Annotated in this window: 15 protein-coding genes and 1 other RNA gene; 2 read left to right on the top strand and 14 right to left on the bottom strand. The window is 41.2% G+C overall.

Annotation, left to right across the window (positions count from 1 at the left end):
* Positions 1 to 13 precede the first annotated feature (13 nt).
* The 8 genes from CKV81_RS02510 to CKV81_RS02540 all read right to left on the bottom strand — a co-directional run bounded on the left by CKV81_RS02510 (position 14) and on the right by CKV81_RS02540 (position 7,093).
* Positions 14 to 679: a histidine kinase gene (locus CKV81_RS02510; RefSeq protein WP_185116911.1), complete on the bottom strand. Its 666-nt coding sequence runs from the start codon at positions 677 to 679 to the stop codon at positions 14 to 16.
* Positions 680 to 783: 104 nt separating this feature from the next.
* The gene (gene kdsB, locus CKV81_RS02515; protein ID WP_095070126.1) at positions 784 to 1,518 is read right to left on the bottom strand and encodes a 3-deoxy-manno-octulosonate cytidylyltransferase; all 735 of its coding nucleotides are present in this window, start codon (positions 1,516 to 1,518) and stop codon (positions 784 to 786) included.
* A complete protein-coding gene (locus CKV81_RS02520; protein ID WP_095070128.1) occupies positions 1,518 to 2,771 on the bottom strand; it encodes a pyridoxal phosphate-dependent aminotransferase in 1,254 nt (417 codons plus the stop codon). Before CKV81_RS02520 ends, kdsB begins: the two co-directional genes overlap by 1 nt.
* A 114-nt stretch (positions 2,772 to 2,885) precedes the next feature.
* Positions 2,886 to 4,613, bottom strand: coding sequence for a phospho-sugar mutase (locus tag CKV81_RS02525; RefSeq protein WP_095070130.1), 1,728 nt, complete (start codon positions 4,611 to 4,613; stop codon positions 2,886 to 2,888).
* Between the two features lie 13 nt (positions 4,614 to 4,626).
* Positions 4,627 to 5,331: a GIN domain-containing protein gene (locus CKV81_RS02530; RefSeq protein WP_095070132.1), complete on the bottom strand. Its 705-nt coding sequence runs from the start codon at positions 5,329 to 5,331 to the stop codon at positions 4,627 to 4,629.
* A 12-nt stretch (positions 5,332 to 5,343) separates the two neighbouring features.
* Positions 5,344 to 6,303: a glycosyltransferase family 2 protein gene (locus CKV81_RS02535; protein WP_095070134.1), complete on the bottom strand. Its 960-nt coding sequence runs from the start codon at positions 6,301 to 6,303 to the stop codon at positions 5,344 to 5,346.
* Positions 6,304 to 6,318: 15 nt separating this feature from the next.
* A complete protein-coding gene (locus CKV81_RS13280) occupies positions 6,319 to 6,462 on the bottom strand; it encodes a hypothetical protein (RefSeq protein ID WP_157727346.1) in 144 nt (47 codons plus the stop codon).
* A 49-nt stretch (positions 6,463 to 6,511) separates the two neighbouring features.
* Positions 6,512 to 7,093, bottom strand: coding sequence for a DUF4199 family protein (locus CKV81_RS02540; protein ID WP_095070136.1), 582 nt, complete (start codon positions 7,091 to 7,093; stop codon positions 6,512 to 6,514).
* 74 nt (positions 7,094 to 7,167) lie between these two features.
* On the opposite strand from CKV81_RS02540, the gene ffs reads away from it, so the two are divergent.
* An RNA gene (ffs, locus tag CKV81_RS02545) (signal recognition particle sRNA small type) lies at positions 7,168 to 7,265 on the top strand.
* A 2-nt stretch (positions 7,266 to 7,267) separates the two neighbouring features.
* Here the strand turns inward: ffs and CKV81_RS02550 are convergent.
* The 6 genes from CKV81_RS02550 to CKV81_RS02575 all read right to left on the bottom strand — a co-directional run bounded on the left by CKV81_RS02550 (position 7,268) and on the right by CKV81_RS02575 (position 12,838).
* Positions 7,268 to 8,038, bottom strand: a complete 771-nt coding sequence (locus CKV81_RS02550; protein WP_095070138.1) for an HNH endonuclease — start codon at positions 8,036 to 8,038, stop codon at positions 7,268 to 7,270.
* A 66-nt stretch (positions 8,039 to 8,104) separates the two neighbouring features.
* Positions 8,105 to 8,785, bottom strand: coding sequence for a metal-dependent hydrolase (locus tag CKV81_RS02555; protein ID WP_095070140.1), 681 nt, complete (start codon positions 8,783 to 8,785; stop codon positions 8,105 to 8,107).
* A gap of 103 nt (positions 8,786 to 8,888) precedes the next feature.
* Positions 8,889 to 9,821, bottom strand: coding sequence for a 1,4-dihydroxy-2-naphthoate octaprenyltransferase (gene menA / locus CKV81_RS02560; RefSeq protein WP_095070142.1), 933 nt, complete (start codon positions 9,819 to 9,821; stop codon positions 8,889 to 8,891).
* A gap of 81 nt (positions 9,822 to 9,902) precedes the next feature.
* On the bottom strand, positions 9,903 to 10,739 hold the full coding sequence (locus CKV81_RS02565; protein WP_095074157.1) for a 1,4-dihydroxy-2-naphthoyl-CoA synthase: 837 nt from the start codon (positions 10,737 to 10,739) through the stop codon (positions 9,903 to 9,905).
* Between the two features lie 132 nt (positions 10,740 to 10,871).
* Positions 10,872 to 11,096, bottom strand: a complete 225-nt coding sequence (locus CKV81_RS02570) for a putative signal transducing protein (protein WP_095070144.1) — start codon at positions 11,094 to 11,096, stop codon at positions 10,872 to 10,874.
* A 323-nt stretch (positions 11,097 to 11,419) separates the two neighbouring features.
* The gene (locus tag CKV81_RS02575) at positions 11,420 to 12,838 is read right to left on the bottom strand and encodes an APC family permease (protein ID WP_095070148.1); all 1,419 of its coding nucleotides are present in this window, start codon (positions 12,836 to 12,838) and stop codon (positions 11,420 to 11,422) included.
* Positions 12,839 to 12,939: 101 nt separating this feature from the next.
* Between CKV81_RS02575 and CKV81_RS02580 the strand changes: the two genes are divergently transcribed.
* Complete coding sequence (locus CKV81_RS02580; protein WP_095070153.1) at positions 12,940 to 13,434, top strand: DUF4920 domain-containing protein; 495 nt, start codon at positions 12,940 to 12,942, stop codon at positions 13,432 to 13,434.
* The last annotated feature ends 101 nt before the right edge of the window (positions 13,435 to 13,535 follow it).

Consider the following 13,535-nt stretch of genomic DNA (forward strand, 5'->3'; position numbering starts at 1 on the left):
TGTTGGTTTTATATTATTTAAATTTGAATGTATTTGCAGGAAAAACTTTGTTAATTTCAACCTTGCCAATCAGCATAACGTAATCACTGTCTTTTTTAGCACTGGAACTTTCGATCCTGTAAGGAAACATCAGACTCCCAACCTTCCTGTAATCGGAATATAACAGCGTCTCATCTTTCTTTTCTTCCTTCAGAAGCATATAGTTTTTAGAATCAAAATAATAATAGGTTTTATTCACATTTTTAGTGAGTTCTACCTTGTGGCAAACGGCATTGCCCACCTTTTCCTTTCCTAAATATCTTGCTTCAAATCCTTTGCTCTCAAAATCTATAAAATCATTGTCGAAACCTTCTGCCGCATAGTTGGGATATTCCTGAAGTTTATTGGTAGCGTAGTTCATGGCGTAACCTTTATTACCGTCATAACCCTCAATGGCACTTTCTTTTTTCCCGATGATGATCGATGTTTTGGTGAGGTTTGGGCGTGCCTGGTATATTTTTATGGGATACTCATCATTCACTCCCAATGTTACTTTTCCCTGGAGAAAAACACTGTTCAGGAGCTTCCAGTTCGTCAGTCCGCCAGAGACTTCAATGTTTTTGTCTATAATTTCTTTTCCTGTTTGCGCAAAAATCAACTGTGAAATTACAAATGCAAAAACTAAAAATATTTTGTTCATCAAATTCTTTCTTAAAATCTTCCAAATATAAAATTTTTAAAATAAAACCATAAAAAAGTGCCGCTGACATTCATCAGCGGCCGATTAAGTTCTGTAATTTTTTTTTAAATATTGCCGTTCAGGATGTTGCGGGCTTTTTCCAGATCTTCCGGTACATCGATGCCGACACCTACAAAATCGGTCTCAATCATCTTGATTTTCATGCCGTGTTCCAAATAGCGAATGCACTCTATTTTTTCGAGGTTTTCCAGGGGTGACATTTCAAGCTGTGCAAATTTAAGCAGCGCTTCCTTTCTGAATGCGTAAACGCCAATATGTTTGAAATAGCAAGCATCAACCGATTTTTCGCGGTGATATGGAATGACGGAACGGCTGAAGTAAAGAGCAAAACCCTCCAAATCCGTAATTACCTTAACATTGTTCGGGTTTTCAATTTCTTCCTGTTCGGTGAGTTTAATTTTTAATGAAGCCAGAGATATCTCCTTATTTTCATCTTCGCGAAAAACCTGAATAAGCTGTTTTAAAGGATCCGTTTTCAGGAACGGTTCATCGCCCTGGACATTCACCACGATATCGCAGTCTATATCCTGCACAGCTTCTGCAATGCGGTCGCTACCGGTTTCGTGCAGTCCTGTCATTACGGCATTTCCACCATTTTTTTCAATTTCTGTGAAAATAATTTCTGAATCCGTCGCCACGAAAACTTCATCAAAGAGTTTTGTTTCCACGACATTGTCATAGGTTGTGGATATCACGGTTTTGTCGCCCAGCATTTGCATCAGTTTCCCGGGGAAACGGCTGGCTTGGTAGCGGGCTGGGATTACGGCGATGATCTTCATCATTTCAGTTTATTCAAAGCGGCTTCCAGTCTCGGGAACAGATCTCTAACTTCTTCTATGCTCAAACCTCCAACAGAAGCCCGGAACCAAGGCATATTTCGCGAATTTCCAAATGCCGAGAAAGGTACCAGCGCAACTCCGGCTTCTTTAATGAGATAGAAAACCAGATCTGTTGAATCTACTACTTGTGAGCCGTCCGGTTTTGTTTTACCGATATAATCCAGCTCAATTGTGAGGTAAAGTGCCCCCATCGGTTTAATGCTTTCAACGGAGAAACCTTTTGTTTTCATATTCTGAATTCCTTCGTGAAGCGTTTGCAAACTCTCAGCAATCTTCCCTTTGAAGTCATCCACGAATTCATTTACATCATCAGCATTTTGCATAAAAACGCCGACTGCCTCCTGTTCAGGTTTCGGAGCCCATGCCCCAACATGAGTGAGAAGTGCTTTCATTTTATCGATAATTTCAGCGGGGCCGAAACTCCAGCCAACCCGCACGCCTGTAGCTGCAAAGCATTTGGAAGTACCGTCGATAAAGATGGTATACTTTTTCATTTCAGGGAAAAGCGAAACCGGATTGTAATGCTCTTCCCCAAAAGTTAGCATCGCATAAATCTGGTCATACATCAGGTAAAGCGGCTTCTCATCCTCACCTCTTTTGGAATTTTCGTCGAGCACCAGCTTACAGATTTCAGAAAGCTGTTCTTTGGTGAACATCGTTCCGGTAGGATTTAAAGGCGAACACAACGCCAAAAGAACAGCGCCATCCAAATGCGGCTTCAGGTCTTCGGCTGTTGGCAGATAATTGTTTGATTTAGAAGTTTCAACCTCGATTTTATTGGCAGAGGTCAGGTATGCGTAGTGGTTATTATTCCATGAAGGTACCGGATAAACCACTTTATCACCCTCATCTACAATAGTTTTAAATGTCGCATAAATTAAAGGGCGCGAACCGCCTGCAACCAAGATGTCGTTTGGTGCATAATCCAGATTCCAACGGTTTTTCAAATCTTCGGAAACTGATTTTCTGAGACTTAAAAGTCCGTTTGCCGGCGGATAATTGGTCAAATTATTTTTATAGGCTTCCTGAATTCCTTCTTTTAATTTTGACGGAATTGGATATATATCTGAATTTAAGTCACCGATGGTCAGATTGGCAATTTCTGCACCTTTCGCCCTTAAATCATTGACCTCATTACCAATTTTAATAATCTCCGAACCAATCAGACTGGCCGCTAACTTTGAAATTTTCACTTGATATAATTTTAATTTCGTTACGCAAATTTAGTCTATTTCTGCTTTTAATTTTTGAAGTAATTAAATGATTTTCCAAATAAAAAAACCGGACTTATCTTCCGGTTCTCGTTTTTATAGATTTAAATCTGTCTTTACCTGATCAATCTTGGCACCTAATGTCTGAAGTTTTTGTTTAAAATCATCCTGAGAAGCAATCTGATCTTTCACTGAAACATAAAACTTGATTTTCGGCTCAGTTCCTGAAGGGCGAACGCAAACTTTTGTGCCGTCTTCAGTATAATAAATCAATACATTCGATTTCGGAATGTCATCCATAGTTTCTTTTCCGTGGGCGAGTGTTTTAGTTTGCTCCTTATAATCGCGGATTTCAGCAACCGGTGAACCTGCGATTTCTTTTGGTGGATTCTCCCGGAAGTTTACCATCATCTGCTGAATTTCCTCTGCCCCTGTTCTGCCCTTTTTCACTACATTGATCAAACCTTCGTAGTACATTCCGGTTTCTTTGTAGATATCAATCAGATACTGGAACATCGAGCTTCCGTTGGCTTTGCACCAGGCTGCAATTTCGCAGGCCAAAAGTATGGAACCGCAGGAATCTTTGTCTCGAACGAAATCTCCGGTCATAAATCCGAAGGATTCCTCACCGCCGCAAACGAATTTTTCAGTGCCTTCTGCGTCGCGAATCATTTTGCCGATCCATTTGAAACCTGTAAGCCCAGCTTTGCATTCCACACCAAATTTTTCAGCGATATCAAAGAAAATATCCGAAGTTACGATGGTAGAACCAATGAACTCTTTTCCGGTGATTTTTCCGGCTTTTTTCCATTGGTCGAGGATGTAGTAAGTTAAGATTGTATTGCATTGGTTGCCATTCAGCAGCTGCATTTCACCGTCTAAATTTCTTACCGCAATTCCAAGCCTGTCGCCGTCCGGATCTGTACCAATTACGATATCGGCGTTGGTGATTCTGGCTAAATTCATTGCCATTTCCAGGGCAGCAGGTTCTTCCGGGTTTGGAGATTCTACAGTTGGGAAATTTCCGCTCGGAATCATCTGTTCTGTTACGAGGTCAATTTTCTTAAAACCGGCTTTCTCAAGCGCTTTAGGAACAGTTGTGTAGGTTGTGCCGTGGATGGACGTAAATACGATATTCAGATCATCGTATCCCGTTCTATCTTTTTGGTAGAGTGAATGTTCTATGCACGCATTGATATAAACATCGTCCTGTTCTTCACCGATCCATTCAATTAAATCATCATTACCATTGAATTTAATCATATCAAATTCTGTAGAATACACTTCTTTAATGATATTTTCATCATGCGGCGGAACTACCTGTGCACCGTCATTCCAATAGACTTTGTATCCGTTGTATTCCGGTGGATTGTGAGAGGCGGTGAGAACGATTCCGGCGTTACATTTTTTATGACGAACGGTGAACGACAGTTCCGGTGTCGGCCTGTGGTTTTTAAACAGTAAAACTTTTATACCGTTGGCTGTCAGCACGTCAGCAACCAGTTTCCCGAATTCTTTTGAGTTGTTGCGAACGTCATAGGCAATGGCTACTTTGATCTCCTCTCCCGGAAACTGCTGCAAAAGATAATTTGCCAAACCTTGAGTGGCCTGTCCCAGTGTATATTTGTTGAGACGGTTTGTCCCCACGCCCATAATTCCGCGCATACCGCCGGTCCCGAATTCCAAAGCCCTGTAAAACGAGTCATCAAGGTCTGCAGAACCGGATTTGATGAGCATTTCTACGGCATTTCTTGTTTCTTCGTCAAATCCTTCACCGAGCCAGAGTTTGGCTTTTTCTAACGGTGATAAATTTTCTGTTATCATAAAATTTAATTTTTTAATCTAATTCTTTGTTTTCAATCTTAGCAGTTTTATCCGCTTTAAAGCGCCTGACCGGATCATTATAAAACAACAGTTTAGAAGTATTCTGAAGGTTTCCTTTCAGAGTGTCTTTCACATCAACCTCAGTATAACTGCCGTTTTTCGCCTGCAGATCCAGATTTGTAATTACCCAGTAAGGTGCGATGATATGGGCTGTATCTCCAATTTTAATCAGGGCATCTTTGGTTTTTCCGGTAAAATTTGCACGGCTGGTATTCTGCATTTCCACTGCTGCCCGTCTTGAGTTTAAAGCTCCTATAAATTTAGCGTTATTTTTTAAATTCAGTTTAAAATTATCGGTCTTTATATCCCCTGAGATATTGAGTTCGACGCTGTCGGAAACTGAAATTTTTTCAGGATTGTATTTGGAATAAACGGTGATATTATAGAAATCCACACCTTGTGTCTCACGCTTTTCAACAATATTTAAAGTTTTGTCAGAAACATTGATCTTAAGATTTTTTGCTACATTTTCGTAAGTTTCAACATTCACGAAATTCTTGGGACTGTTGACAAAAAATACTTTAAATTTACCCTGAAGGTTCAAGTTACTGAAATCTTCAACCTGAATGTCTTTGCTTTCAATATTGCCTTTGGGAGTGACTTTTCCGCAGGAAATGACAATTAGGTTTATCCAAAGAACGAGAAGAATTCGTTTCATTTTTAAGTTCAATTAAATCACTTCTTCAATATGGTAATTCTTGTGCTCGCGGTTCGTTCTGATAATCAGTTCTCCCAGAAAACCCCCGATAAACAGTAAAGTTCCTAAAATCATCATCGTCAAAGCGATAAAAAACCACGGATTTTCTGCGATTAAATTTCCATAAATCCCTCTGGAAACGTCGATGAGCTTGGAAATTCCCAACCAAAGAGCCGACAGAAATCCGACGATGAACATCAGTGTTCCCACCGCACCAAAAAAATGCATGGGCCGGCCGCCAAAACGGCTCACAAACCATAAGGTCACCAAATCCAAAAATCCGCGTACAAATCTTTCCGTACCAAATTTTGAAGTTCCGTACGGCCTGGCCTGGTGCTGAACAGGTTTCTCAGTAATTCTTCTGAAACCGGCATTGGCTGCCAAAACAGGGATGTAGCGGTGCATGTCGCCATAAACGTCAATAGATTTTACCACCTGGTGTTTGTAGGCTTTCAGGCCGCAGTTGAAATCGTGTAGCGATACACCGGAAACCTTGCTGGCAGCAGCATTGAACAGCTTTGACGGAAGATTTTTCGTCATCACATTGTCGAAGCGCTTCTTTTTCCAGCCGGAGACGATGTCGTAATTTTCATTTTTTACCATCGAATACAGTTCAGGAATTTCCTCAGGAAAATCCTGTAAGTCAGCATCCATGGTAATCACAACATCACCTTTCGCCCTCTCGAAAGCGGCATGAAGCGCCTGTGATTTACCATAATTCCTGGAAAATTTAATCCCATGAATCTGCGGATGGCTTATTTTTAGATTTTCAATGATGGTCCACGATAAATCGGTGCTGCCGTCGTCAACAAACCATATTTCGTAGGACAGATTATTGGTTCTGCAAACGCTGTCGATACGGGAAAAAAGTTCTTCAAGGCTTTCTTCTTCGTTCAGAAGCGGAATTACTATAGATAAATTAGGCTGATTCAATTATTTCTTGAGTTTTTAGTTAATATAAATTATGACTTCATCCGGGGTAAATACATCAATTTCAGAAGTTGAAAAATCTTTGATGTTTCTGGTGATGATTCCGTCTATTTTTTTGATTTGATGTGCGCAGAAAATCTGGATGGCATCTTCAAAATCCATGTTATTTACAAATATACGTGTAAATATTTATGCCAAACCAATTTGAAATCTACTGATAACTTCTCGTCCTGAAAAAACTTCCAAAAAATAAAGATAAAATCAGGAAATAGGCGCAATATCCGGCAAAAACATACAGAAAATACTTACCTGAAAACATATCTTCATTTTTCTTTTCCTTCTCAGCCAGTCGGATCTTACCTTCGGCATATTTTTTCTCCACATCTTTCATCTCCTCGCTTCCAGGTTTAAAAACTTTGGTCGATTTTTGATACTCATCTTCAAGAGACGTTCTGAAACTTTCGATATACTGGTGATTCAAAAGGTCTTTTGTGTCTTTATCCACATAAGTGATATAAAGAAAAATAGTCGCGATTGAAAGCAGCCCACCAATAAACATCGGGATGAAGGCGCGACCGTACGCTTCCTTAAAACTCAGAGCTTTCTTCCACCTGCTGTAAGCTGTCACCGAAAGAAATGCGCCAACTGCGAAGATAAACGGCAGCAAAAACGCATTCAGCGTCATCGAAGTACGGTAATAATTCACATCCCTGAAAAAAATATTGGTGATAAAAAACGCGGCCATAATCGCGATAAATATCATGAAACCAACTGCATAAACATTTCTGAACATACTTCTCCTCTTTAGTTTTTTATAAAAATATTGTTTGAATTTTGAATTTTAAATTTTTCCCGTATCTTTGCAGCCGGCAAGTCCTACACAACCAGCTCCTGAAAATCCTCCAGGGTGGGAACGCAGCAAAGGTAATCGGTTGTAGCGGTGTGATGTAGATCGCTTGCCGTTTTTTTATTTCTCTCTTTCATCCAGCAGGTCTTCAACGAGTTTTACATTTTTCCAGGTTTTACCGTCCCGGATGTTTTTTATGGTACTGTGGGCAACACCAAACCGCTGTGCCAGTTTTTCTATTTTATCGTCCTTTTTTAGTCTTTTTTTGATATAAAGCACATCATTTTCCGAGAGCTTCATATTTCGCGGAGGTTGCGGAATATTGTAGAGTTGCCTTTTGAATTTATGCAGCAGCAGTTTCGGCTGTTGCGAATGCCGCGCACTTATTTCGTCCTGGCTTGCCCAGGCGAGGTTATCCACATGGTTATTTTTTTTGTCGAAATCTTTATGAATAACAAAAATTTTGTCTTTCTCAGCAGGCTTTTCCAAGAAGTATTCGGCAACCAGGCGGTGAATGATCAGCACAACAGAGTGTTCTCTCTTTTTCGCTACTTTTTGGGTAAGTTTCTTTTTCTTTTCCTTCAGCTGGTCGCGTTCTTTTTTGTATTGGGCCAGCTTCAGCGGCTGGTAGCGGAATTTTGCAACCATTCTGCGGGCTTCCTGATATTTTTCCACAGCCTCATCCAGTTTTTGCTGGTCCCGTTCCGGTGCAGACCTGTAAATTTTGTAGATGTAGGAAGGAACACCTCTTACAAGTGTACCTTTGGTAATTCTTCCGTTTGGTGAAAGGTGATTGTATATTTTTAGCCTTCCAAAATTGGAAATTTCAAACTTCGTAAAACTTGTACCTTCAGTATCTGTTGGATGTTCAACCCAAATCTCTTTCGTCATTATGATAAAAATTTTCACAAAAATAGAAAAACCCAGTACCCCACATTGTAAAAAACTGTGTTATGATTAGAATTCAAACTCCTCTCCCAATTGCGGTAATGAAAACTCAATATTTTTTTCGTTAAATAAAGCATGAGCTTCCTCATGATCTATCTTAATCGCCGGAAAAGTATCAAAATGGCAGCCGATTACTCTTTTTGTTTTCAGCAGTTCTGAAGCCGCAAAACTGGCTTTCCTGGGGCACATCGTGTAATGTGAACCAACCGGAAGAATCGCCGCGGTAATTTCACCAAAGAGTTGCGGAAAGTACGCCATATCTGCCATTACACCGGTATCGCCGGCGAAATAAACATTTTTTCCCTCAAATCTGAACATATAGCCTGCAGGCTGCCCACCGTAAGTTCCATCAGGAAAACTGGAAGTATGTGAGGCCGGAACCATTGAAATTTTAAGGTCATCAAATTTTGCAGAACCCCCGAAATTAATATCAATGGAATTTGGATGGTTGAAATAACCGCAAATTTCCGGTTGCCCGATTACTGTTGCCTCCGGATGATGTTCTAAAACTTCTTTTACATCCGCCGTATGATCGCCGTGAGCGTGAGTAATCAGGACATAGTCTATCTTTTGGGCCGTAATATCAAACCCGGATTTTTCCTTCTGAAAGTTATAGAAAGGATCACTCAATATATTTTTTCCGCTGTAGGTGAACAGAAAACAGTTCTGTCCGAGAAATTTTATTTTCATATTTAAATTTTGTATTACGTTTCAAGTTTAAGGTTTCAAGTCAGAAGTCTGTTTTAATTTGTGATAAATAAAAAACTTTGTACCAGCATCATCCAGCTTCTGATTACTTAAAATAATTCAACCCCACCGCCAGTAATATTGCCATCATCATCGTAATAATCCCGATTTGTTTTAAAAAAGGATCCAAAAGATGCGGTTCTTTAGTCTGCAGAATTTTTCGTCTTAATGCCGCTGCAGGAAAAAGCATCACCATCACGATAAAAGCATAATACTTTCCTTCCTCGTGCAGCCCATTCATCATTAAGAAAACTAAAATGAGAATTATTGGCAGCTGCAGCAGGATCATTTCATAGATCATCGCGTTGCGGTAACCTAACCTTAAGGCAAAAGTTTTCTTTCCTGATAGACGGTCGCTTTCAATATCACGCATATTGTTCAGGTTCAGCACTGCGGTACTCATCATTCCAATGGCCGTTGCCGGCAGCAAAATATCCCAGTGAAAAGTTTTGGTGAAAAGGAAATAACTTCCGCCAACGGAAACCAGTCCAAAGAAGATAAAAACCATAATATCTCCTAAGCCGAGGTAACCATAGGGTTTTTTACCGACTGTATAACCAATCGCCGCCAAAATACAGGCTATTCCGAGCCCCACGAAAATATAAAATTCATTCATCAAACCGTATTTAAAAAACGCCTGATAAAGGAGTGCTACCGTTGCTGCCAGCGATAAAAGCGAGAATAAAATTACCGCATTTTTCATTTGGTTAGCCGTAATTTTTCCGGAGGCTACGGCGCGCTGTTCCGCTTCGTTGACTCTTAATTTGTCCGTACCTTTTACGCCGTCGCCATAATCATTGGCAAAGTTAGAAAGCACCTGATAGAGCAAAGTTACGAGCATTGCCAATGCAAAAACCGTCCAGTCCCACGCTCCGCCTTCTTTTTCCAAGCGCCATTTTGCAATGAAGGAGCCTACGATAATCCCGCTCATAGAAAGCGGCAGCGTGCGTAACCGTGCGGCGTGTATCCAATCTTTCATTTTATGTACAATATAAAATGTACAGTGTAAAATGATTTTAAATCACTCAACTTGTACATTTCACTTTTTACTTTTTACAATTTAAGAAATCCACTGATTTTCGCCGAAGTCCGGCTTTCTTTTTTCCAGGAAAGCATTACGGCCTTCTTTGGCTTCTTCAGTCATGTATGCCAATCTGGTTGCTTCGCCAGCGAAAACCTGCTGCCCAACCATTCCGTCGTCCGTTAAATTCATTGCGAATTTCAGCATACGGATGGAAGTTGGTGATTTCGCCAAAATTTCCTGTGCCCACTGATAAGCAGTATCTTCCAGTTCGGCGTGTGGAACTACCGCATTCACCATGCCCATTTCAAAGGCTTCCTGCGCAGAATAATTTCTTCCGAGAAAGAAAATCTCACGCGCTTTTTTCTGTCCGACCATTTTTGCCAAATATGCAGAACCATATCCTCCATCGAAACTCGTCACATCCGCATCGGTTTGTTTAAAAATTGCGTGTTCTTTACTGGCTAAAGTAAGGTCGCAAACTACGTGGAGTGAATGTCCTCCGCCTACGGCCCAACCGTTTACTACGGCAATAACTGCTTTTGGCATAAAACGGATTAACCGCTGAACCTCCAGAATATTTAAGCGGTGACGGCCATCCTCGCCTACATAGCCCTGATGTCCGCGTGCCTTCTGGTCTCCGCCGCTGCAAAATGCGTGTCCACCGTCTTTCGGGCTTGGGCCTTCCCCTGTTAAAAGTACAACGCCGATGGACGAATCTTCATAGGCATCGTAAAAAGCGTCGTAAAGTTCTGAGGTTGTTTTTGGGCGGAAAGCGTTTCTCACTTCCGGGCGGTTGAAGGCTATTCTTGCGACGCCACTGCATTTTTTATAGGTGATATCTTCGTATTCTTTAGCAATTTTCCAGTCAGCCATAATCATATAAATTTTCGGTAAAAATAAGGAAAAATGCGGCAATGTGAAAGTACCGGAAATCAGTTTCTGGAGCTGCAATGAGCTTTTATAAAATTGTTTGATGGAATTGACTGAGGAGCAATACTGAAGGGTTTATTCAGGAATTTCCTCATCCAAATCTTCTTTCTCCTGCAGAATTTCCAGGGCTTCACTGTAATCCTTTTCATCTACAACAAGGATATAGTTCTCGGCAACGGGCATTACGGCGACATTGTTCACAAACTCATTTTTAATGTAGGAATGAATGCCGCGGGATTCGAGTTTGGTCTGCGCGATCTGCACTTCGTAAAGGTATATGGTTTTCAGGAGCGTTTGCATAAGATGGGAATTTATGTTTATTCAAATTTAGAATTATTAGCGAAAATATATTGAATACATAGAAACATAGAAGCTAAGATATTACAAAGACAACAGAATGAATTAAATGATCAATTAATTGTGACAGGTATTTCCAGCTGGAATAAAACGGTTTTGATTAAAACTAAAATTTAGTCTACAAATGAAGAACCGTCAGCTTACAAAAGACCGAAACGAAATTTTTAGCCCCGATGGGAGCATTTGTTTGAGCTCTTTTTCGGCGGCGGCTACGCCGCCGCCGAAAAAGCGAGTGCGGACAGCGGGTCCGTGCGTCATAGAACGTACTAGACGCCCTGCTCCTTATCTTTCCGGTTGATGAAGAAATATACCGGTACACCAATGAGAATCAGGAGGAAACCCGGCCACGTATATTGTGGTTTGTAAATAATAAGCAGCACACAAAATGCGGTGCCGATCAGTAAATACAGAAGCGGTGTCACGGGATAGAGCCAGGTTTTGTAAGGCCTTTCGAGGTCTGGTTTCTTGATCCTGAGCCAGATCACGCCGAAAACCGTGATCATATAAAAAAGGACGATAACGAATGAAATCATATCCAGCAAATCGCCATACTGCCCGGAAAGTGCCAGGACAGAAGCCCAGATACCCTGCATCCAGAGAGATTTCCCGGGCACGCCGTGGCGGTTGTTACCGATCGCTGCCTTGAAAAAAAGGCCGTCTTTTGCCATTGTCTGATAAACCCTGGCGCCGGCGAGAACCAGTCCGTTGATGCAGCCAAAAGTAGAAATCATAACCAAAACCGCCATAATCACCGTACCGAAATTTCCAAAAATCATCTCCGAAGCTGCAACAGCCGGGCGGTTTTTATCAGCAAAAGCTATCCCGTCGCGATCAAGAGCATTGAGGTAAACGAGATTCACTAAAAGATAGAGGGACATTACGGCTACAGTACCAAAGACCATTGATTTCACGACGTTTTTCTTTGGATTTTCAATTTCGCCGGACATAAAAGTTACGTTTTCCCAAGCCACGGAACTGAAAACCGAACCTACCATGGCAGCCGCAATCCCGCCGAGTAAAGTTATCCCGCCAATTTCTTTCCAGCCTGCAGGAACCAAATCATTCCCCACTTCCTTACCGAAATCCTGAAACGCTTTCCAGCCAAAACTTAAATTTTCTGCCCAGTGAGAATCTTTAACCAAAATAAATCCGAAAGCGATGAGCCCGAGAAGCGCCAAAATCTTGGAAACCGTAAAAAGATTCTGCAGAAGTTTACCGCCTTTTACGCCGCGGGTATTGATGTAGGTGAGCAGCATAATGATGACAATCGCCAAAATCTGTACCCAGGTAATGCGGAAACTTCCACTCTGGAAAATAGGATCTGAATTATTGAGCCAGGGAACAAGGTAAGCGGTAAATTTCCCGAAAGCCATAGCCACGGCCGCAATGGTTCCCGTCTGTATGACGGTGAAAAGTCCCCAACCGTAAAGAAAACCCGCCATTTTCCCAAAAATTTCGTTGATGTAAGTGTACTGTCCGCCGGCTTTTGGGAAAACCGAAGAGAGTTCTCCGTACGAAATGGCACCTGCCACAGTAAGGATTCCAGTGATGATCCAAACGGCGATCAGCCAATAGCCGGAGCCGAGATTACGCATCATATCGGAACTTACGATGAAAATCCCGCTGCCGATCATAGAGCCCATTACGAGCATCGTAGCGTCCCAAAGCTTGAGTTTTTTGTCCATAGTTTTTTTTGAATTGAAAAAAGTAAATATAAAATTTTATTTCAGGAAAACACACTAATGTTAAATTATTATTACTTATTTTTGCTTAAAATTACTGAATAATGAAAAAATTACTATTCTTACTGCTCCTTGGCACTGCCACTGTTTCATTTGCTCAGAATGCCGAAAAGAAAGGCCCGCCACCTGGGAAAGCGCTTGTTGGAGATACTTACGGTGCAAAAGTGAGTGCAAAGGCTAAGGCAATTTCTACAAAAGATTTACAGGAGAAGGTGAAGAAAAACGGAAAAGCCGAGAACGTAGTCGTGAAAGCAACAGTTACAGAGGTTTGTCCGAATAAAGGTTGCTGGCTTACTCTGCAAACTGATAATAATGAAAGGTTTTTCGTAAAAATGAAAGATTATGCCTTCTTTGTGCCAACCGCGCTGAAGGGGAAAAACATAATTCTGGAAGGCACGGCTGAAGAAAAGACACTTTCGGTAGAAGAAGCTAAGCATTATGCCGAAGATGCTAAGAAAACACAAGCTGAGATTGATGCGATTACAGAGCCGCAAAAGGAAATCAGATTTATGGCGAGCGGAATTAGGGTTGTAAAGTAAGCAGCACGGTGACACAAATTTCGCAAGCTTAACCTATATTCTTATAAAATTTGAGGGCGCCGCGGCTTTTGCCGCGGCGCCCGATTTTTTTTATGAACTTA

It is taken from the genome of Chryseobacterium taklimakanense, from assembly GCF_900187185.1.
Classification (GTDB): domain Bacteria; phylum Bacteroidota; class Bacteroidia; order Flavobacteriales; family Weeksellaceae; genus Planobacterium; species Planobacterium taklimakanense.

Coding starts and splice junctions, on each gene's coding strand:
- CKV81_RS02510 (WP_185116911.1), bottom strand. CDS start 679: ATGAACAAAATATTTTTAGTTTTTGCATTTGTAATTTCACAGTTGATT.
- CKV81_RS02530 (WP_095070132.1), bottom strand. CDS start 5,331: ATGAAACGAATTCTTCTCGTTCTTTGGATAAACCTAATTGTCATTTCC.
- CKV81_RS02575 (WP_095070148.1), bottom strand. CDS start 12,838: ATGGACAAAAAACTCAAGCTTTGGGACGCTACGATGCTCGTAATGGGC.
- CKV81_RS02540 (WP_095070136.1), bottom strand. CDS start 7,093: ATGTTCAGAAATGTTTATGCAGTTGGTTTCATGATATTTATCGCGATT.
- CKV81_RS02550 (WP_095070138.1), bottom strand. CDS start 8,038: ATGACGAAAGAGATTTGGGTTGAACATCCAACAGATACTGAAGGTACA.
- CKV81_RS02565 (WP_095074157.1), bottom strand. CDS start 10,739: ATGGCTGACTGGAAAATTGCTAAAGAATACGAAGATATCACCTATAAA.
- kdsB (WP_095070126.1), bottom strand. CDS start 1,518: ATGAAGATCATCGCCGTAATCCCAGCCCGCTACCAAGCCAGCCGTTTC.
- CKV81_RS02570 (WP_095070144.1), bottom strand. CDS start 11,096: ATGCAAACGCTCCTGAAAACCATATACCTTTACGAAGTGCAGATCGCG.
- CKV81_RS02580 (WP_095070153.1), top strand. CDS start 12,940: ATGAAAAAATTACTATTCTTACTGCTCCTTGGCACTGCCACTGTTTCA.
- menA (WP_095070142.1), bottom strand. CDS start 9,821: ATGAAAGATTGGATACACGCCGCACGGTTACGCACGCTGCCGCTTTCT.
- CKV81_RS02525 (WP_095070130.1), bottom strand. CDS start 4,613: ATGATAACAGAAAATTTATCACCGTTAGAAAAAGCCAAACTCTGGCTC.
- CKV81_RS02555 (WP_095070140.1), bottom strand. CDS start 8,785: ATGAAAATAAAATTTCTCGGACAGAACTGTTTTCTGTTCACCTACAGC.
- CKV81_RS13280 (WP_157727346.1), bottom strand. CDS start 6,462: ATGGATTTTGAAGATGCCATCCAGATTTTCTGCGCACATCAAATCAAA.